Consider the following 21559-nt stretch of genomic DNA (forward strand, 5'->3'; position numbering starts at 1 on the left):
ACTGCGGAGGCCGGAAAAGTCCCCAAACCGGCAGCGGGGAGAGCGGAGAGCATCATGAGAAAAGTGTGGAGTAAGCTGATAGAGCCACTGCTTGCGCGGGTATCCCGCCGTCTGGCTAACAAGCTGATTCTGTTGTTTACGATTATTATCATCCTGGTGGTCAGTTCACTCACCTACATATCCTATAGCATGCTGCAGCGGGAATCGGTCGATAACAGCATTGCCAGTACGGGCAATAACCTGCTCCTGGTCGGACGGAATCTGGAGAGTTACCTGAGCGGGGTGGAGCAATTGTCTCTGCCGCAGATCTCCTACGATGAGTTCAATTATGCGCTTCTGCATGAATCGGAAGATTACAGCTCCCGGATGTACGTGGAGGATTATCTGCGGAATTTGTATTTTTCGCGCAATGATCTGGAGGCTGTATATCTCTATGTAATCAAGGAGCAGAAGTATTATTATGTCACCAAGGAGAACTATAACATCACCGTCCGCGTATCCGAGCATCCGCCTATTGATGACCTGCCGTGGTATAAGCGGGCGCTGAAGAGTCCGTATAACCGTTCCTATCAGTCGTTCGTAGAGGAGCAGCCGGCCAGCGTGAACAGCGCCGATTACCCTGTTAACCATAACAAGGTGTTCATGGGCTACCACCGGCTGATCCGCTCCATCGTGTCACGCGAGCCGCAGGCGGTATTGTCGCTATATTTGAACGCTTCTGTGACCGATGAGATTATGCGGGATATCCCGTTCAGCACCGGAGAGCATCTGATGTATATCAGCCCGGACGGGGAGCCCTTCAAGGTGGATGATACGGAATTCTACCGGGAGAGCAAGGAGGCGGGACTGGCGAAGCTGCTGACACCGGAGCAGAAGGGGCGCGTAACCTGGTCTGATAAGGAGCAGAAGTACCTGGTAATCTATGATATCAGCCAAAAGGAAGGCTGGAAGCTCGTTAAGCCGATTCCCTACACTCAAATCTATGAAGCAGCTACAACGACGCGTACGTTAAGTGTGGCGATTGGCCTGCTGTTCCTGATCGTCTCTGTGGTGCTGGTCAGCTTCACCTCGAACCGGATTACCCATCCGCTGAAGAATCTGTCGCTCCAGATGCAGCGTTTCAGTACCGGGAGCTTCGATGCGCAGGCTTATGTTGCAGGCAAGGATGAGATCGCCTACCTGTCGCGCCATTTCAACAAGATGGTCGAGAAGACGAATGAGCTGATCAATGAACGCTATAAAATGAAAATCGTAGAAAAGAACGCCGTCCTTAAGGCCCTGGAGGCTGAAATTAATCCCCATTTCCTGTACAATGCGCTCCAGGCGATCTCTACCAAGGCACTCAAGAACAACAATGACGATATTGTCGAGATGGTGGACAACCTGGCTCTGACCCTGCGATACTGCATTAGCGGCAAGGATGTTGTGCAGGCAAGGGAGGAGCTGCGGCATATTGAGCGGTATCTGGCGCTGCAGAAGGCGCGGTTCGGGAGCCGGATGCAGGTGGTGTACGACTGGGATGAGAGCCTGATGGAGCTGCGGATTCCCAAGCTGTCGATCCAGACACTGGTGGAGAACTGCATCAAGCATGCGCTGGAAAAGGTATCGAGTACGGTTACCATCACCATTGAGGCGCGTATCACCGGCACACACAGCGTCATCTCTGTGCTGGACGATGGTCCGGGCATCAGCGGAGAACGGCTGGAGCAGGTGCTGAGCTCCCTTCAGATGCAGTGGGAGGACCGGGCAGCGGACACGGCCGAAGAGGACGGTATGGAGAGTATCGGGCTGAAGAATCTGAATACCCGGCTGAAGCTTTTGTATGGGGAAGAGTCGGGTCTGGTCATTCATAGCACGGAGCAGGGAACACGAATGGATATGCGGCTGCCGCGGGGAGGAGTAGGACAACATGTATAGAGTGCTGATTATTGATGATGAGGAGCCGCTGCGCGAAGCGATTCACATTCTGGGGGATTGGGAGGGTCTCGGGGTCAGCGAGGTGCGGGAGGCGACAGACGGGAAGGCGGGACTTGAGCTGCTGCGCCGTGAGCGGTTCGATCTGGTGCTGGTGGATATGAAAATGCCGGAGCTGAGCGGAGCCGAGCTGCTGCAGATTGCCGAGCAGGAATTCCCTGACCTGCTGCTGATTGTGATCAGCGGCTATAATGATTTCGAGTATACGCGCCAGGCCATCCGCTCGAAGGTGGTGGATTACCTGCTGAAGCCGGTGAACCGCACAGATCTTAACCATGCGCTGCGCAAGGCGGTGGGGGTGCTGGAGGCCAAGCGGAAGCGGGAGAGCGAGTTCATAAGCCGCAATATTACACTCAATATGTCGCTGCCGAAGCTGAAGGAGAAGATGTATCTGTCCATCATTGACCGGAGCTTCAAGACCCAGTCCAATGAGGCTTTTCTCCCACTGATCGGGGCGGATGGGGCGGCCAGCCACTTCGTTGTCGGCCTGCTGCGGATGCTTAATCTGGAGCAGGTGCGTAAGGAAAGATTCCATGGGGACCGGGATCTGCTGCATTTTGCCGTAACGAATGTGATGAACGAGAACACGGACGGGCAGTTCGAGTCGTTCAGCTTCGCCAGCCCCAAGGGGGAGCGCGAGTTCATTGCCATCTTCACCATGAAGGGCGGGTATGAAGCGGATGCAGCCTTCCTGTCGCTGCACCATATGAAGAAAGCAGCCTCTACCTTGAAGGAGCTGTTCGGGATCATCTGTGCAGGCGGAATCGGGGAGCCTTACAGTGATTCGCTCAGCATTGCCGCTTCTTATGAGCAGGCCAAAGCATCACTGGATACGATTGACCTGCTCAGCCTGAGGGGCAGTCTGATTGTGCAGGGCATCGTGATGAATCCCGTAGCGAAGGATATTCCCTCCCTGACCGGGCGGATGCCGCAGATCCGCAGTGCGCTGGAGGGCGGGAATGTGAATCATGCCCGCAGCATCCTCAGCGAATTCATCCGCAACTGCCAGGAGACGGAAGGCTTCACGCTCGGGGAAGCGGACCGGACCCTGCAGGGCTTTCTCTTGCTGCTGGGCGAGATTGCTGCCCAGCTGGATGCCATGCCGCCGCAGATCCGCAGCGGGAAGGACAGCAGCCTGGCATCTCTGGGCATCCTCAGCGACTTCTCTTCCTTTGAGCAGTTTGCGGGCGTGCTTAACAATATCTTCGACCGTTATGCGGGCGAGATCAGCCGGACAGTGGCCGGAGACCGCAGCAGCGTGCTGGAGAATATCAAGGCGTATATTGATAACCATTATTTCGAGGACATTAAAATATCGATGTTCACGGAACAATATTTCCTCAGCAGAGAGTATCTGATGAAGCTGTTCAAGGGACAATACGGCTACGGCATTCACGAGTATGTGCAAAAGGTAAGGATGGACAAGGCCAAAGCGCTGCTACGCGACCCTGCCCTCAAAATTCAGGATATCTCTGAAATGCTGGGATACAAGGACAAGAACTATTTCAGCAAGGCTTTCCGCAATTACTATGATTGCTCCCCTTCTGAATTCCGGCTGCAGCTGCCAGGGGTAGAAAAGTGAAACGGTTACATGTACACTTTTTTACCCTCATCAGTTCACTTATGTACATTCTTATCCTTTTTCTTTTTATTTAGAATGATGAGCAAGACCACAAGATGCATAAGGAAAAAGGGGGCAACATCATGTTAAAACGATTCATGGCATTATCTGCGAGTCTGCTGCTGGTGGGCGGACTGCTGGCCGGCTGCGGCGGAAATAACACCAATAATGCCGCTAACAACACGGGTGGAGCAGCGGGTTCAGGCAATACACCAACGGATTCTGCTAAGCCCGTCACGATTAATATGTTCACCGCCTCTCCCGAATACACGGATGCCTTCAATGCTTATATTGCGGAATACAAGAAGGTTAAGCCGAATGTTACGATTAATCTGGAAATCATGCAGGCAGACTACAATACGGTGCTGAAGTCCAAAATTGCCGCCGGCAGCACACCGGATGTGTTCCAGACCACGGCGGGCGGGGATATCGATACTTTTGCCGAATACAGTGCCGATCTTACCAATGAACCGCTGGCCGCAGCGATGACGGATGCCGTCCGCTCCAATATGAGCTCTACCGATGGCAAAGTCCTCGGCCTGCCGGTGAAGGGCAACCTGTTCGTCCTGATGTACAACAAGAAGCTGCTGGCCGATGCCGGCATCACTGAAGTGCCTAAGACAACTGCTGAAATGGACGATGCGATTACCAAGCTTGAAGCTAAGGGCATCACCCCCTTCGCCAACGCCTACAAAGAGTGGTGGGTATGGAAGCATATCTTCCAGCACTTCGTAGACGCCGCAGCGACCGATGCCGGAACGGATGCCAAGACGCTCGTAGCGGACTTCATCGCCGGGAAGACGACCTTCAAGGATCATCCGGTGCTGAGCGATAACTTCTTCAGCTTCATTGATACAACGGTTAAACACGGAACAGACAAGCCGCTTGAACGCGACAGCAATGCTGAGGTCAGTGATTTCGCCCTGGGCAAAACAGCCTTCATGACCGGTAAAGGGGCGTGGGATGAAGAAGCGATTAAGAAAATCACCCCTGACTTCGACCTCGGCATCGCCGGGTATCCTGTCAGTGACAAACCGGAGCAGTCCCAGATCATCACTGGTGCTGACCAGGCACTGCGGATCAACAAGGATTCTGCGGTAGCGGCAGAGACGATTGAGTTCTTCAACTGGCTGTATACTTCCGACTACGGGAAGAGCTGGTTCTCTAACGTAGCCAAGGTCATTCCTCCAATCAAGGATGCGCCGATGCCTGACCTGCAAATGCCTAAGGAAATGGAAGAAATCCTGAAGACGGAGAAATCCGGCGACCTGTCGGTCAACTACTCGCTGGATACGTTCCACCAGAAATTCGGTGAGCTGATGCAGGCTTATATCGGCGGCAGCAAGACGAAGGATCAGGCGATGGATGAAATTCAGAAGGCCTGGATTCAATTCGGGTCTGCGGAATAAAATTAAGGATTAAAGATGGCCTCTGAGGATTGCTGAGAGGCCATCTTTCTATGTAACACGGATTATTCGGCGGGGGAGGGGGTGTAAGTGGCTGGATGTAACTGCGTGAGCTTTGGATTTCCGGCCGCTGTTATGTTTGGATTTCCCGATTTAAACTGCTGGCCGCAGTAGAAATCCAAACATAAAGGCGGGCGCTGTCGCTCCTCCAATTCCAAACCTCCCTCCGTTACTTCGCCACCTACACGAGCACCGCAGGAAAATTAGGAGTTACGAATAGAAGAGAAGATCTCAATATCGGGAGAAGCAGGAAGAGCGGAGATATTAAGGGATAAGAGATTAAGAGATTAAGAGTCACGAATATTTGCAAGGAGGCCAAATTAGACATGGACAGCAGGCTCATAGACATAGCCGAGAACGGGCTTTATCTTACAATAGAAATTACAGCGGAGCAGGATGTGCGGCTGCTGCATTTCGGCGCAGCGCCGCTGGAAGCAGGGAGCATAGAAGACAAGCACAAGGCAAGCTTCCGGCTGCTGGAGCTGCAGCTGTCGGGGGAAGACCGGGCGGAATATCACGGGCGGACACACCGCGCTTCCTATCCGGGATTGCGCATGGTGTATGACGGGCATAGGGACACGGTGAATCCGCTGGGACGGAAGCTGGAGCTAACGCTGGCTGACCCGCTGACGGGTGTGAAGGCAGTACAGCATTATCAGTTCTATACTGGTGTGCAGATTGTCCGTTCCTGGACAGTGGTTCGAAATGAAGGCAGTGCAGAAGCGGCTGTAGAGTATATCTCTTCATTCGCACTCACTGGAGTGGACAAAGAGGGCAGCGGAGACCGCAATGACAAAATCGAAGTGAGTATTGCTCACAGCGGGTGGCAGAGTGAGCTGCAGTGGAAAAGCTACAGCCTGCCCGAGCTGGGCATGTCCCATCTCGCCGATCGTGGCTCGAAGCGGGTTGCCGCCAGCAATACCGGCTCCTGGTCAGCGGCGGAGCTGCTGCCAATGGCTGTGCTGCGCAACAAGGAGAGCGGGACAAGCTTGTTCTGGCAGATTGAACACAACGGCTCCTGGCACTGGGAGCTGACGGATCAGGCAGATCAGCTTACACTGCTGGTCAGCGGACCTACGGAACATGACAACCACTGGTGGTTGAAGCTTGCCCCTGGCGAAGCGTTCACCTCTGTGCCGGTGGCCGCAGGTGTAGTAGAGGGCGGGTTCGGAGAGGCGGCAGAGCAGCTTACCGCGTACCGGCGGCTGATCCGCAGACCGAATGAGGATAATGAGCTGCTGCGGGTGATTTTCAACGACTACATGAACTGCCTGTGGGGAAGCCCGACAACGGAGAAGCTGCTGCCGCTGATTGATGCTGCTGCCGAGGTTGGCTGTGAATACTTCTGCATCGACGCGGGCTGGTATGCTCCCGGCGAATGGTGGGACGGGGTCGGGGAATGGGAGCCTTCGGCTGAACGCTTCCCGGAAGGCATCAAATACGTGCTGGATGTGATCCGCAGCAAGGGGATGATTCCGGGTCTGTGGCTGGAGCTTGAGGTGATGGGTATCAACAGCCCGAAGCTTGCGGAGACCGATGACAGCTGGTTCTTCATGCGCCACGGCAAGCGGGTAAAGGACCGCAGCCGCTATCAGCTCGATTACCGTAATCCTGCGGTTATTAAGCATGCCGACAGCGTGATTGCCCGGCTGGTCGGGGAATACGGCGTCGGGTATATCAAGATGGACTATAATATCAATGCAGGCATTGGCACGGAGACGGCGGCGGACAGCTTCGGGGACGGTCTATTGCAGCATAACCGCGCTTATCTGGCCTGGCTGGACAGCATCTTCGCCCGTTATCCGCAGCTCGTCATCGAGAACTGCTCCAGCGGCGGGATGCGGATGGATTACGCCATGCTCAGCCGCCACAGCATCCAGTCTACCAGTGACCAGGAGGATTATGTGAAGTATGCTGCCATTGCTGCAGGCTCTCCGGCTGCACTGACTCCCGAGCAATCGGCAGTCTGGTCGTATCCGCTGCGCGAAGGCGACGATGAAGAGGTCATTTTCAATATGGTTAACTCGCTGCTGCTTCGCGTTCATCAGAGCGGCCATCTGGCCGAGCTGACACCAAGACGCCGGGCGCTGGTGAAGGAGGCGCTGGATTATTACAAGTCTATCCGCGCCTGCATTCCGCAAGCCTTCGCCTTCTGGCCGCTCGGTCTGCCTGACAGTGGAGGGGAATGGGTCAGCTTCGGCCTCCGTCATGGAGACATCCGCTATATTGCTGTATGGCGGATTGCCGGAGAAGCGGCTGCGGTTACGCTGCCCGTTCCTGAGCTGAGGGGCCGCGAGGCGGAGGCCCGGTGTGCGTATCCTGAGGCACACGGGTCGCAGTGGAGCTGGGATGCTGTGAAAGGCAGCTTGACCGTTACGCTGCCCGCAGGCAAGATTGCCAGGCTCTTTGAGCTTCGTTCATAGGGCCGGCTTCGCACACCTAGAAGAGGCTGAACAGCTGGTACGGAGTGATTCGCATACAAACAGGGGTATTTCTGCACCGGAGAATGGCTGCTGAAATACCCCTTTTTTGCTACTTGTTTAGGAAATTATGATTTTCTTCTGATGTGGATAAGTGGCACATAGGCGCATGGCCCGAATGTATGCGAAAAACAGCATACATTTGCTGGCACGCAGGCGCATGGCCCGAATGTATGCGAAAAACAGCATACATTTGCTGGCACGCAGGCCATGAGGCCCGAATGTATGCGAAAAACAGCATACATTTGCTGGCGCGCAGGCATGTGGCCCGAATGTATGCGAAAAACAGCATACATTTGCTGGCGCGCAGGCATGTGGCCCGAATGTATGCGGAAAACAGCATACATTTGCTGGCGCGCAGGCAAGTGGCCCGAATGTATGCGAAAAACAGCATACATTTGCTGACGCGCAGGCTTGTGGCCCGAATGTATGCGAAAAACAGCATACATTTGCTGGCACGCAGGCCATGAGGTTCGAATGTATGCGAAAAACAGCATACATTTGCTGGCGCGCAGGCAAGTGGCCCGAATGTATGCGAAAAACAGCATACATTTGCTGGCGCGCAGGCATGAGGCCCGAATGTATGTGAAAAACAGCATACATTTGCTGGTACGCAGGCATGTGGCCCGAATGTATGCGAAAAACAGCATACATTTGCTGGCGCGCAAGTAATCTCATTCACCCGTAAGGGAGATTTGCTACCTGATGAAGCTTAGGCTTTTCAGCAGCAAACGGCGGGTGTAATAAAAGGATAAGAGAAGGAGGAAAGCCAGAACTAGGCTGAAGGGCAAGCTGAGAAAGACCGGGACCGAATAGGACGGGGTCAGATTCATCCCTATGGCACTGACTCCGAAGGTCCGCAGCAAGCCGGCTATCGGAGCGATGATGGCACAGATGAGGCTCCCGGCGACCCAGACGCCCAGCACGGGCAATGCAAAGAGGATGACGAATCCTTTTGCCAGATAGTTCAGCAGTATAGGCATTGCACCAGAAGAAGAAGATTTCATGTCGTGTACCTCCAACGTTATGTATTCATCTGAATAATCTTGCCTACCTGGGAATGTGGATGAATCGTCAGCGTCTCCCGGTAACGGATCTCCCGGATGGAGCATCCCGGCCCGAGCGTAACCTTCTGTCCGCACACAAGGTCTGCCTGCGTCCGGTATAGGGTGAGGTCAGCCCCCTCAATGATCCCGCAGCGCAGCTTGCGGAAAGGGCTCAGCGGAATAGGGAGCAGCCTGGAGGAGGGCGACACGATAATATCACCTTCTGAGGTCATGTGCCTGATCTTGCACAAGGCCCCCGGCTTGATGCGGATGGTTCCCGTGCAGGACAAGCGGTCTATACGTACGCAGCCCTCAGCTTCGAATTCTTCTGCGGCAACCTCACCCGTAACAGACAGGTATCCATTGGCTGTGATGCTCACGCCCCTGAGTTCAGGAACGCGCAGACTGCCGAAGCTGCTCAGCTCCTGCGTATTGCAAGATAACCCTATGGAGCATTCTCCTCTAAGCCTCAGGCGTGCTGTGGTCAAGCTCCCGCTGACATGCAGGTGGCCCAGCACCTCCACATGGGAGGCATCCAAATCCCCCCGGCAGATCCGGGAGCCGTTGATTTTAAGAGGTTTATTGGCCGCAGGTGTCGGGTTCAGTGCAGGCATAGATTCAATCACCACCGTTATATATTATTTAAGTAACTATAATATATATTAAATGAAATGCTTAATCAATATATGTTCTTTAACAAAAAAACTGCACTCCCCGATGGGAAATGCAGTCTGTGCTTATAGGATAGCCGTTGATGCTACTGTAACATTCCGCCCATCAGCTCATCGATACTCTGCAGTGCTGCCGATATTTTGTCAAGGTCAGTCAATGCAAAGGTGTCGAAGAGAGAAAGGATGTGCTGCTTGCCTGATCCGGTGAGAACAATATTGACGACTCTGCGGTCTTCCTTCGTGCGCACTCTCTCGATGTATCCCAGATCCTCCAGCTTATCGCACATGAACGAAGCGGCTCCCGGCGTAATGACTAGTCGCTCTGAAATATCCGTAATATTAAGAGAGCCGGTGAGCTGCAGCAGGAACATCAGCATGATCTGGTTCTGCGAGAGTGACCCTTTTTTCGTAATCCGGTCTATGAACGCCTGTGACTTTTGCTGCACGCTGGCCATATGCTCCATGACGGTATAGACGGCTTGCTCTTTCTCAGCTTCTTTGCTCATGGAAACACTCCAATATAGTATATTACGTAAAATATATAGATTGTATATCTTTCTTGTCAAGTAAAGGAAGAGCATAGTTCCTAAGGAGCAGCCGTAAGTTAAGGGGAGAACTGCTTCAACCATACCCCTACAGTATTTCGGGCAAAAATTGAATGAAAAGAATAAAATGGATATAAAACGCTTTCGGTTATAGATTTGTCGAAAAAACTCTAAACTTTGTCGAATTTTTTGTCGATAAATATCAAAAGATGTAGAAATAAAATTGACAGGAAAGAAATAGCACTTTACAATGCAATTATAGAGTAATCATTTCTACTTATTAGAAGCTTTGATAGCTTTTAACACCGAATGATGATCCAAGTGTTATTTCAAGGGAGGATGCATAATGATGAAAGCAACTGGCATAGTAAGAAAAGTAGATGAACTGGGACGTATTGTGATTCCGATTGAGCTGCGCAGAACAATGGGAATTGACATAAAGGATCCGCTCGAAATTTTTGTGGACGGCGAAAAGATCATTCTCAGAAAATATGAACCTACTTGCATCTTCTCCGGAAGTTCCGAGAACCTGATCAACTTCAAGGGTAAAATGGTCAGCAAAGATGTTCTTGATGAACTGATCTCAAGCTTCGACAACGTATAATTTAAGATTCTGAGGCAGCAGGCAGTATGAACAGAAGGGATCGCAGTGTAAGCACTCCATGTGTTTGCACTGCGGTCCCTTTCTGTAATTAGGGGTTCGTAGACAACATCTGCTGCTTCCTATATCATTAGGGCGTGTGACCGAAGAACAATTGGAAGGGATGATTCACCTCATGAGCAACGAAGAACAGACACAGGCGGGGAACAGACCGCTGCCGAACTTAAACCAGCCGGAAGCCATCGTATTTGATATGGATGGTACGCTGTTCCAGACAGAAAGCCTGTTATTGCCCGCCTATCATAAAATGTTTGATATCCTGCGGGAAGAAGGCCTGCATTCCGGCCCGACTCCGCCGGAGGAGCGCATCCTGGGCAGTCTAGGCATGCTGCTTGCGGATATCTGGAAGAACGTAATGCCGGAAGCGGATGAGGCGGTACACCGCCGGGCGGATGAACTGCTCCTGCAGCTTGAGATTGAGGGGCTGGAGGCCGGAGGGACGGTACTGTACCCTAAGGTAGTCGAGACGCTGAGTGCGCTTCACGCACGCGGAGTGAAGCTGTTCGTCGCCAGCAACGGGCTGGAGGATTATATCCATAGCATCGTAGTCGTACACGAGCTGAAGGACCTGTTCGAGGGGCTGTACAGCGCGGGCGGCTCGGGCACGGCAACGAAGACCGAGCTGCTCGGCCTTCTGCTGGACAATCACAAGATCGGCAGTGCCTGGATGGTCGGGGACCGTTCCTCCGATGTACAGGCGGGCAAGGGCAACGGACAGACCGTGATCGGTTGCGCCTACGCCGGCTTCGGACGGCAGGATGAGCTGAAGGGCTCGGATGTCATTATCTCATCATTCGATGAATTGATTGCGCTGTATGATAACAGCACAGCGCAAAGCCTGTAATCAGCCAGGCCAGAAGCGGGCTGTGTATATACAAGCAAGCAGAACCGGATGTCATTTCAGCCGTACTACAGGCGTGAAGGGCATCCGGTTTTATATCTTGCGGAGCGGAAGCGGATACATCTCGAAATTTCATACCTTTTCTCGAATGAGGACCGTTTCATTGCAGGTGCTCAAATTTTATACTGGTACTGTAAGCGTTTCACCAGGAATGAGCCTCAGAAGCTTGGCGAAGCGCAGCGGCGGCCAGATACTGTATTTGGAGGGATAGGGTTGCACAAGCTGTTTCTGGTTGAGGATGAAGCCCTGATCCGTACGGGCCTCAAGCATTTGATTGAGGAGGTCATCGGCGGCTTTCAGGTGGTGGGTGAGGCAGAGAACGGAAGACTTGCACTGGAGGCACTCAAGAGTGTGAAGCCTGATGTCCTGATCTCGGATATACGGATGAATGAAATGAACGGGCTGGAGATGATCCGGCGGGTCCGTGACCAGTACCCTGAATTGTATATCCTGATTCTGAGCGGGTATGCCGATTTCGAATATGCAAAGCAGGCCATCAAATACGGCATCAGCGATTATCTCCTGAAGCCGGTTGACCGCACGGAGCTGGCCCAGGCCTTAGGGGAGTTCAAGCGCAAGCATGGAGCCTGGAATGCTCTGCCGGGCCAGCCGGAAGAGGGGGAGACCGACCAGAAGGGCAGGCAACTGATCCGCAAAGTGAAAGAACTGGTTGCCCAGCGGCTGGATCAGGAAATTTCGCTGCAATATATGGCGGAGCAGGTGCATCTGAATCATCAGTACCTGTCGGTGCTGTTCAAGACGGAGACCGGACAGAACTTCACGGATTATGTCTCCCGGTGCCGGATGAACCGGGCCAAGCAGCTGCTGAAGGAGACGAATCTCAAAATCTATGAGGTTGCCAAATTATCCGGCTACCTAAGCTCGAAGCATTTCATGGCGGTATTCAAGGACTATACCGGCTGCACCCCAACGCAATACAGGGAGCAGCAGTAATTTAACCGTTCACTTTAGAAGAAGAAGGAGGAGCAAGGATGCGGAAATATGAAGTGGTTGTGGCGGGAGGCGGGGTGTCCGGCTCCATCGCGGCTATCGCAGCAGCAAGAGCAGGCGCCCGGACGCTGATTATCGAGGCGGGGGGGTTCCTGGGCGGGACCCTGACTGCTGCGGGCGTAGGACCGATGATGACTTTTCACGCGGGGGATAAGCAGGCTATCCAGGGAATCACCGATGAGCTGATTCAGCGGCTCCGGGCGCTCGGCAAATCGCCGGGGCATATCCCGGATGCGACGAATTACACCTATTCGGTGACACCGTTCGATGCCGAAGCGATGAAATACGAGCTGGATCTGATGCTGCAGGAGAGCGGAGGCGAGGTGCTGTATCATACGATGCTGGCCGGTGCTGAAGTCTCCGGCAGACGCATTACATCGCTTACCTTGTGCAATAAAGCCGGGCTTAGCAGGATCTCGGCGGATGTATTCATTGATGCTACGGGGGATGGCGATCTGGCGGCCTGGTCCGGCGTCCCGTTCACCAAAGGGCGCGAATCCGACGAGCAGTCGCAGCCGATGACCCTAAAGATGAAGATGAGGGGAGTAGACACGGAGAAGATCAAGGCGTATATCCGCGAGCACCGTGAGGACTTTCCGCGCATGAATCTGGATATTACGGTGATGGACTCGGCGGCCAGACTCTCTGTCGTCGGCTTCGACAAGCAATTCCGTGAAGCGAAGGCGCGCGGCGAGATCAGTATTCCGAGAGAGGATGTGCTATTCTTCGAGACGAGCAATCCCGGTGAGATTATCATGAATACAACGCGCATTCTCGGCAAGGACAGCACAGACCCGTGGAGCCTCAGCGAGGCCGAGATTGAAGGCCGCAAGCAGTGCCGGGAGCTGGAGCTTTTTCTGAAAAAGTATATTCCCGGGTTCGAAGATTCAGTGGTCGTCTCCACAGGCCCGTCTATCGGCGTACGCGGCTCCCGCCAGATCAAAGGAGTGTATACACTGACTGCGCAGGATATTCTCTCCGTGAAGCCCTTCGAGGATGTGATTGCCCACTCCGGGTATCCGATTGATATTCACAGCCCGGACGGCGAGGGAACGGCAACGGATCATCTGGAGTGGGGCGCGATGTACGGCATCCCTTACCGCTGTCTGATCACCAGCGAGATCGACAACCTGATCGTGGTCGGACGATGCCTCTCGGCTACCTTTGAAGCCCAGGCGGCTGTGCGGACAACGCCAACGGTAGGGGCCATCGGGCAAGCTGGCGGTACGGCGGCAGCGCTGGCTGTCAAAGAGAGAGTACCTGTGCAGCAGGTGGATTATAAGAGCTTGCAGGAGATGCTTGTGGCCAATGGCGCTTATCTGGAGGTGTAAATTAATTCGTATAACAACGATAATCAGAGTAATTGTATCAGGGAATATTCATTGATTTAGGATGTATCACTCACACGATTTTAGGAGGAATTGGTTTGGAAACCGTGCAAATTATCGGGATTTTACTTGTATTCATTGTGTTTGTGGGTCTGATGATGACCCGCAAGCTGACCACGCTGCTGGCTTTGCCGATGATGGCAATTCTGCTGGCGGCGATCGCGGGTATCCCGCTCCTGTCTGATAACCCGGATACCTTCACCATCACGAAGGGTGTGCTTGCAGGTGGAGCCATGAAGCTGTCTACTGCCATCGCCGGACTGATCTTCGGCGCCTGGTTCGGCCAGATTCTCAGCAAGGTCGGCATCACGAAGACCATTATCCGCAAGGCAGCAGAACTGGCGGGGGATAAGCCGCTGGCGATTGCCATTATCTTTTTCCTCGCCGCCTCTGTAATCTTCTCGGCTGCGAATGGCCTGGGTATGGTTATTCTGGTCGGGACCATCGCTATCCCTATTATGCTGACAGCCGGGCTTAAGCCCTTTGTAAGCGGCCTGGTAGTATTGCTGGCCAATGCGGTCGGCGTGGTGTTCAACGTCTCCACCTGGGCGATCTATACCGATGTGCTTAAGGTACCGACGAACACGATTGCTTCTTATTCGCTGGTCTGTGCTGTCCCGCTGATTGTGATTGCCCTGATTATGATCGTCTATTATACCCGCAAAGACGGCAAGGTCCGCCGTGCCTGGGCGATGCCGCTCAAGCCGGAATTCCAGGCTCAGGACAACAAGAATGTAAGAGCGGTTGCGCTCATCAGTCCGCTTGTTCCGGTGCTGCTCGTGTTTTTCCTGAAGGTGGATATTGTCTCGGCGGTCTTCATGGGGGCTCTGGTCACCCTGCTGCTCGCCACCCCTAAGCGTCCATTCCATGTGTTGTCGAGTGCGCTGGTAGAAGGCATTCAGGATGTAGCCGGTGCGCTGGGTCTGATGATCGGCATCGGGATGCTGCTCAGTGCGGTAACCGCACCTCAAGTGGCTTCATTGATTCAGCCGCTGATCGAAGGCATCATTCCAACCAGTCCGCTGATGTATATTCTCATCTTCACACTGTTGTCTCCGCTGGCGATTTACCGTGGACCGCTCAACGTATGGGGACTGGGCAGCGGTATCGCGGCATTGATCGTGGCTGGTGGTATGGCCCCTGTGGCAGCGATGCTCGCACTGCGTATTGTGAGCAATCTGCAGGCCGTCAGTGATCCGACCAACTCGCATAATGTCTGGATCGCCGATTACACGAAGACGGATATTATTGAAACGCTGCGCAAGACGCTGCCATGGATGTTCGTTGCGGTGATGATCTCGATGATTATTGCGGGAATGATTGCCTTTTAGAGACTCTTAGAGACCTAAGCTTCATGGAGAGGAGAACCTGCTATGAGCAATAAACAAATCAGAATCGGCATCGATGTCGGAGGAACCTTCACGGATGCCGTGGCGATAGATAACGAGACCTTTGAGGTGCTGTCCAAGGTCAAAATGCCCACCACGCACCACGATAAACGCGGGGTAGCCAGCGGGATTGTCCAGATTATCCAGCGGATTATGAGCGAGAACGGGATTCTTCCCGGCGATATCAAGTTCATCGCCCACGGGACGACGCAGGCCACCAATGCGCTGCTCGAAGGCGATGTTGCCCGTGTCGGCATCGTAGGGATGGGGACGGGGCTGGATGCCCGCAGTGCCCGCTCGGAGACCAATGTGGCGGATATCGAATTGGCCACGGGCAAATTTCTGAAGACGTATCACAAGTTCATCGACTCCAAAGAACTTACCGCAGAAGCCATTGATGATGCCATTGATCAGCTGCTGGCCCAGGGGGCAGAGGTTATTGTAGCCTCGGAAGCTTACAGCGTCGATGATCCGGCCAATGAGCTGAGAGTGATGGAAGCGGCGCGCAGCCGGGGCGTGTACGCCACCGGCGGACATGAAATCTCCCAGCTCTACGGGCTGAAGACCCGCACCCGCACAGCGGTCGTCAATGCGAGCCTGATTCCGAAGATGATGGAGACGGCTAATATGACCGAGCAGGCGGTCAAAGAAGCGGGAATTACCTCCCAGCTGATGATCATGCGCTGTGACGGCGGGGTCATGAGCATCGACGAGGTGCGCAAGCGCCCGATCCTGACCATGCTGTCGGGGCTGGCGGCCGGCGTGGCTGGTGCCCTGATGTATGAGAAGATCTCGGACGGCATCTTCTTCGAGGTCGGAGGCACCAGTGTAGATATTTCTGTGATCAAGAACGGAAAGGTCATGATTGAGAACGCCCAGGTCGGCGGGCACAAGACGTATCTGCGCTCGCTGGATGTGCGGACGCTGGCCGTTGCCGGGGGCAGCATGATCCAGATCGGCGGGGGCAAGATTACGGATGTCGGACCACGCAGTGCGCATATTGCCGGACTGGAATACGAATGCTTCACCGGCAAGGAGAATCTGGAGCAGCCGTCTATCGGCCTTGTCCGTCCGCGCGAGGGAGACCCGGATTATGTCACGGTCCGCAGCGCCGGAGGACAGGAATATGCACTGACACTGGCGGGAGCGGCGAATCTGCTGAACCATGTGCCGGAGACGGATTATGCGCGCGGGAATCTGGAGAGCACCCGGATCGCCTGGCAGGCACTGGGTTCCCATCTCGGGATGTCAGCGGAAGAGGCGGCCAAGGCAGCGATGGATATTGCCACCCGTAAGGTAATGGCTGTGGTAAACCAGATGATCAGCGATTATGAGCTGGACACCGGCTTCATTACGCTGGTGGGCGGCGGCGGAAGCGGAGCGGTTCTGGTCCCGGCCATGGCGGCGAAGGAGGGCTTCAAGCACCAGATTGCGAATAACGCACCGTATATCTCCACGATTGGCGTCGGAATGGCCATGGTCCGCGAGCAGATCGAGAAGACCGTCGTGGGTGCCACCGAGCATGACATCAAGCTGATCCGGGCAGAGATTATGGAGAAGATCGTCCAGTCAGGGGCGAATGAAGCCACAGTCGATGTCACGATCGAGATTGACTCCCAGCGCAATATTCTGCGGGCGATCGCCACCGGCTCCACCGAGCTGCGCTCGAAGGATCTGGCCAGCCGTGAGGTGCCGGTGAACGAGCTGATGCAGACGGCAGCGGAGGCGCTGGGACAGCCCGCGGACAAGACGGAGCTGAAGGCGGCCTCCGGCAGATGGTATCTGTTCGAATCCAGCGAGATTAAGAAGTCGATGTTCGGGCTGGTGAAGAAGAAGCTCAGCCATGTCGGTGTGCTGGACCGCGAGGGTGTGGTGCGCTTCAAGAAGAGCAATGCGTATCATCTGGCTTTTTTGAAGAAGAATATGGCCGACCGGTTCGCCTCCTTCCTGGAGGAGAATACGATCTATTCGGACGCCAATGCCACGATCCCCAAGACCTTCATCTTCTATAAGGAAAAAATGCTCGATCTGACCGGGATGCAGACCAAGGAGCAGCTGTTCTCCATTCTTGAAGTGGAGACGCAATTGCTTGAGGACAACAGCGAATTGCTCGCCGTCGTCTATCAGTAGGAGGTGGACAGGAGGATGAAGACGGCTGTAAAGACAGTGCCCGGCGATCATGTACTGGGGTATGCCGAGCTGAAGAACGACCTGTTGTTTCACAGAATACCGCACAGCAAACGGCGTTATTATGTGGAGCAGCCGCTTGCCATTGGCAGGGAGCAGGCACTGGCCTTCAAGGCCCGTTATGGCACGGATGTCGGAGCCATCTGCAGGGACAGGGGCATCCAGGTGAACCTCAATGAACGGCAGGGCACCATCGGGCAGATCCGCTTCCGCGCCCAGATTGAGCTGTCGGCCAAGGAACGCGTCATTACGCTGTACCGCTCCTCCATGGAGGAGCTGCGGCAATGTGCCGGTGTGCTGCTTCCCGGCAGTTCCTTCAGCCTCAAGGAGGTTACAGACATTCATCTTGCCCATGAGCTGTTCCATGATCTGGAGTTCACGGAGCTGGGCTACACCAATAAGCGGCTGGATGACATCAGCAGCCTCTCCCTGGGGCCGCTGCGCATCTGGGCGGGCGTAACGAAGACCTCGGAGATCGCCGCGCATGCGTTCAGCCGTTATCTGCTGGACCTGCCCTGCTTGCCGAATCTGCTGGATTACGCATATATGATTCACAGCGGGACACTGACAGCCGCCGAATTCTGGAGGCAGACGGAGGTCTGGTCAAGCGAGCTTGAGAATAGCTGAGCCGGAATCTCCGGGCAGCTGCCTTTTGCCAGTAAATACCCATGGTGAACTCCTCTGACTTGATACTCAAATTATGCTATCTTTGTGTAAGAAACCAGAGTCCGGGAGGCTGTTCCGCATGTTATCCGGTAAAAGATTCAACCGGTCCGCTTATGTGCCGCTGCGCACGAAGTTTATCATTTTATTCTGCCTGCTGATTACCATTCCGTTCCTGATCATCGGCACTATCAGCTATAAGAAATATATTGCCGGAGTAGAACGCAGCACGGTGGAGCTGTCCAATCAGGTTGTCAGCCAGATTAATATTAATCTGGAGCATTATATTAAAGAGCTGGACCGTCTGACGCTTGCACCTCTGTATGATGAGGATATGATGCACATTCTCCGCAAGCACAGGGACCCGGAGAAGCCCGGCACCTATCTGAGCACGGATGAGACGCTGAAGATGAACCTGTTTATCTCTTCGCTGGCTTTTGACAGGGGGGAAATCGAGAGCATTCTGGTATTCACCAATGACGGCGGCATCTTCAGCAATCTGGACCAGAGTGTAAGGAAGCGGTGGGACCGCAGCATGGCAGACTGGATGGATACCGTAGAACGGGAGGACGGGGGCCTGACCATCCTTCCGCCGCATGCCGCAGCCTATTATACAGAACGGAAGCAGGGAATTATCTCTGTGGCCAGGGTTATCCGTGAGCCGTACACCAATGCAATGCTGGGAATCGTCAAAGTGGATCTGACGGCGCGGGGCTTCGGGTCTATTGTATCAACGGTACGTTCCAGCGGGAGCGGCCTGCTGCAGATTACGGGCAAAGATCAGGTGGTCCTGTACTCGGAAGCGGACAAGCTTCCCGACTCGCGGGAGTCTTACATTACGGCTTCTGCGCAATCTTCGTACACGGGACTTAAGGTGACCTCGCTGATGCCGCGGGCGCAGCTCCGGGAGGATGCCCGTGAATTAACCAACTCTACGCTGGTGGTGTCCATTATTGCCTTGATGGCGGCTTATGCGGCAGCTATTCTGCTGTCCAGCCGCCTGATTAAGCCGATTGCCCATCTCCAGTCGAAGATGAGGCAGGTGAAGCGGGGGCTGTTCCTGGAACGTGCGACAGTCACCACCAGCGATGAAATCGGGCAGCTGACCGAAGGGTTCAATACGATGATCGGCGAGATCGACCGTCTGGTCAAAGAGGTCTATGAGACCCGGCTGAAAGAGCGGGAGGCAGAGCTGCTGGCGCTGCAGAGCCAGATTCATCCGCATTTTCTGTACAATACGCTGGAGATGGTGAACATGCTGGCCCTTCAGGGCAATACCCGGGAGCTCTCTGGTGTGGTAACTAGTCTCGGCAAGCTGCTGCGTTATACCGTAGGCCACCGGGAACAGATGGTGTATGTGCTGGATGAGGTGAAATTCGTGGAAGCGTACCTGCGCATTCAGGGCATGCGCCTGGGGGACAAGCTGCAAGCTGTAATTCACATTGATTCTTCCTTCGATTACTGTATGGTGCCGAAGCTGATTCTGCAGCCGTTGATCGAGAATGTCATTGAACATGCGATGGGACCGGATACGCTGCATCTTACCTTGGCCGCTTCTGTGGACGAAGAGGATCTGGTCCTGTCGGTCAAGGATGACGGCCTTGGCATCGACGGCGCACGGATGCTGGAGCTTGAAGAACAGCTATATGGCCGTCAGCCCCGGGCCGCAGCCGATGCGGAGCAGGGAGGATTTGGCCGGATACTCAAGGGGTTCGCGCTGCGCAATGTCCATCAGCGGCTGCGGCTGCTCTATGGAGAGCCTTACGGCCTGACACTGGATAACACGGCAGAGCGCGGTGTAACGGTCTCGCTGCGGCTGCCTATGAACTGGGAAGCGATGAACAATACCGGCCCTGACGGGGACAGACAGGAGGAGGCATAAGGATGCGGACAAGGCTGCTAGGTCTGATTGCTGCAGTGCTGCTGGCTACAGGGTGCTCCTCAGGTGCAGGGAGCGGAGCGGCTGACGGGAAAGCGGGGGATGGAGAAGGAGGGACGGTGACGGCTGCTGTGCAGGAGCCTGTGAAGCTGAAGTTCAGCATCTGGGGCAATGATGCGCAGAAGGCGATGGTCCAGGAGCTGGTGGATGAATTTGAACAGCTTCATTCCGGGATAGAGGTGGAGATCATGACGATTCCTTTTGCTGACTACCAGCAAAAGCTGTCGATTATGATGGCCTCCCGTACCGCGCCGGATGCCGGCTGGCTGGCGGAGCGGATGATTCCGCAGCTCCTGGAATCGGGCCAGCTGGTGGATATTGCAGCGGAGGTGAAGGAAGACGCCGGATATCAGTATGAGGATATCTATCCTTCTACGCTCGACATCTTCAAGCGTGGAGACCAGTTATACGGCATCCCGTTCTCCACGCCCCCGGTGCTGATCTATTACAATAAGGATCTGTTCCTGAAGAACGGCCTGAAGACGCCAACGGAGCTGTACGAGGAAGGGAAATGGAATTATGAGGAGTTCCTCAAGGCGGCGCGAAGCCTCACCGACCCGCAGCGCGGCATCTACGGCGTGAAGCTGGTCCGCGACTGGAACAATTGGTCGGATGCGCTGCTGCCGCTGCTCTGGTCGCATGGTGCAGAGCTGTTCGACAGCAGCGGAGCATCGTTTGCGCTGAATTCCCCCGCAGGGAAGGAAGCGCTGCAGCTCTATAGCGATATGATGTTCAAGAACAAGGTTCACCCGCTGCCCGGGGATGAGATTGCCTTCGACAGCGGCCGGCTTGGCATGTATACGGACCGTTACAGCTATACGTCGAAGGCCCGCGCAGTTACCGATTTCGCCTGGGACATCGCTCCGATGCCGTCAGGCATTAAGGGGACAGGGACTTCCCTCGGCTATGCGGGAGTGTCTGTCTTCGAGACCAGTCATCCGGCAGAGGCTGCAGAATTCCTCAAGTTCATCACCAATGCTGAGTCGATGAGCATCACCGCGCAATATTTCGTCCCGTCACGCAAGTCTGTTCTGGAATCCGATGTCTTCCTGCGGGCAGCCTCCGAGCCTTCACCGGAGAGCATTCAGCGGGCGGTTCTCGATCAGATCGCCACGGCGCGGATCGCGCCCGGGCATAAGAACTGGCAGCAGATAGATACGAAGATCCAGCTGTTAATGGACGGTCTCTACACGCAAACGTCCACCGTTGACGAGTTGCTCGGGCAAATGGAGCTTGAAGTTACCCCGCTTATGAAATAAGCGGGGTGTTCCTCTGTGCTGGTGCTTGTAACTATTCGCTGAGCCATCCCCTGCTGTTTTGGAGGTGGAGGCGGCAGCGCAATTACAATTCCTGCACATAATGCAACATTGCCTCTCATTAAGGATCCATAATCAGAAAATGTTGCACAAAAAGCAGGAATACTCCGCACTTAAGTAACTTCACGTTAAGATTCCTGCATTTCCTGCAACAATTCTCCCGCATACCCCAGTATCTAGATAGCTAAGTTGCAATATCTGCAACATTATTAAGGCTGCTAGCCTGTCAAACCGCTACAATCCCCGCCAAATTGCATACTGTAGATTTACTCATGAAGCTTACCTATGCTCAGAGCGGTTCA

At 54.4% G+C, this 21559-nt stretch carries 16 protein-coding genes; 13 read left to right on the forward strand and 3 right to left on the reverse strand.

What is annotated here, in order from left to right:
• Positions 1–54: 54 nt before the first annotated feature.
• From MKX51_RS08460 to MKX51_RS08475, 4 genes are all read left to right on the forward strand, one after another.
• Complete coding sequence (locus MKX51_RS08460; RefSeq protein WP_340992045.1) at positions 55–1917, forward strand: cache domain-containing sensor histidine kinase; 1863 nt, start codon at positions 55–57, stop codon at positions 1915–1917.
• Positions 1910–3556 (forward strand): response regulator transcription factor, encoded by a 1647-nt coding sequence (locus MKX51_RS08465; protein ID WP_340992046.1) that lies wholly within the window; start codon positions 1910–1912, stop codon positions 3554–3556. Before MKX51_RS08460 ends, MKX51_RS08465 begins: the two co-directional genes overlap by 8 nt.
• A 122-nt stretch (positions 3557–3678) precedes the next feature.
• A complete protein-coding gene (locus MKX51_RS08470) occupies positions 3679–5004 on the forward strand; it encodes an ABC transporter substrate-binding protein (protein ID WP_076079030.1) in 1326 nt (441 codons plus the stop codon).
• A gap of 383 nt (positions 5005–5387) precedes the next feature.
• Entirely contained in the window at positions 5388–7484 is a 2097-nt protein-coding gene (locus tag MKX51_RS08475; RefSeq protein ID WP_340992047.1) for a glycoside hydrolase family 36 protein, read from the forward strand.
• Positions 7485–8239: 755 nt separating this feature from the next.
• On the opposite strand, the gene MKX51_RS08480 is transcribed toward MKX51_RS08475, so the two are convergent.
• The 3 genes from MKX51_RS08480 to MKX51_RS08490 all read right to left on the reverse strand — a co-directional run bounded on the left by MKX51_RS08480 (position 8240) and on the right by MKX51_RS08490 (position 9764).
• The gene (locus MKX51_RS08480; protein WP_340992048.1) at positions 8240–8548 is read right to left on the reverse strand and encodes a hypothetical protein; all 309 of its coding nucleotides are present in this window, start codon (positions 8546–8548) and stop codon (positions 8240–8242) included.
• Positions 8549–8565: 17 nt separating this feature from the next.
• The gene (locus MKX51_RS08485) at positions 8566–9201 is read right to left on the reverse strand and encodes a hypothetical protein (RefSeq protein ID WP_340992049.1); all 636 of its coding nucleotides are present in this window, start codon (positions 9199–9201) and stop codon (positions 8566–8568) included.
• 143 nt (positions 9202–9344) lie between these two features.
• The gene (locus MKX51_RS08490) at positions 9345–9764 is read right to left on the reverse strand and encodes a MarR family winged helix-turn-helix transcriptional regulator (RefSeq protein ID WP_340992050.1); all 420 of its coding nucleotides are present in this window, start codon (positions 9762–9764) and stop codon (positions 9345–9347) included.
• 385 nt (positions 9765–10149) lie between these two features.
• On the opposite strand from MKX51_RS08490, the gene MKX51_RS08495 reads away from it, so the two are divergent.
• The 9 genes from MKX51_RS08495 to MKX51_RS08535 all read left to right on the forward strand — a co-directional run bounded on the left by MKX51_RS08495 (position 10150) and on the right by MKX51_RS08535 (position 21200).
• Positions 10150–10407, forward strand: coding sequence for an AbrB/MazE/SpoVT family DNA-binding domain-containing protein (locus MKX51_RS08495; protein WP_036721536.1), 258 nt, complete (start codon positions 10150–10152; stop codon positions 10405–10407).
• Between the two features lie 172 nt (positions 10408–10579).
• Entirely contained in the window at positions 10580–11308 is a 729-nt protein-coding gene (locus tag MKX51_RS08500; protein ID WP_340992051.1) for an HAD family hydrolase, read from the forward strand.
• Between the two features lie 270 nt (positions 11309–11578).
• Complete coding sequence (locus MKX51_RS08505; RefSeq protein ID WP_340992052.1) at positions 11579–12319, forward strand: response regulator transcription factor; 741 nt, start codon at positions 11579–11581, stop codon at positions 12317–12319.
• A gap of 38 nt (positions 12320–12357) precedes the next feature.
• Positions 12358–13707, forward strand: coding sequence for an FAD-dependent oxidoreductase (locus MKX51_RS08510; protein ID WP_340992053.1), 1350 nt, complete (start codon positions 12358–12360; stop codon positions 13705–13707).
• A gap of 104 nt (positions 13708–13811) precedes the next feature.
• Positions 13812–15095, forward strand: coding sequence for a citrate transporter (locus tag MKX51_RS08515; protein WP_340944638.1), 1284 nt, complete (start codon positions 13812–13814; stop codon positions 15093–15095).
• Between the two features lie 42 nt (positions 15096–15137).
• A complete protein-coding gene (locus MKX51_RS08520; RefSeq protein WP_340992054.1) occupies positions 15138–17282 on the forward strand; it encodes a hydantoinase/oxoprolinase family protein in 2145 nt (714 codons plus the stop codon).
• Positions 17283–17297: 15 nt separating this feature from the next.
• Positions 17298–17966 carry a hypothetical protein gene (locus MKX51_RS08525; RefSeq protein WP_340992055.1) on the forward strand — a complete coding sequence of 223 codons (669 nt, stop codon included), beginning with the start codon at positions 17298–17300 and terminating at the stop codon, positions 17964–17966.
• Between the two features lie 118 nt (positions 17967–18084).
• Complete coding sequence (locus tag MKX51_RS08530) at positions 18085–19884, forward strand: sensor histidine kinase (RefSeq protein ID WP_340992057.1); 1800 nt, start codon at positions 18085–18087, stop codon at positions 19882–19884.
• A 2-nt stretch (positions 19885–19886) separates the two neighbouring features.
• Positions 19887–21200, forward strand: a complete 1314-nt coding sequence (locus MKX51_RS08535; RefSeq protein WP_340992058.1) for an ABC transporter substrate-binding protein — start codon at positions 19887–19889, stop codon at positions 21198–21200.
• Positions 21201–21559 lie beyond the last annotated feature (359 nt).

It is taken from the genome of Paenibacillus sp. FSL M7-0420 (assembly GCF_038002345.1).
In the GTDB taxonomy this organism is placed as follows: Bacteria; Bacillota; Bacilli; order Paenibacillales; family Paenibacillaceae; genus Paenibacillus_AQ.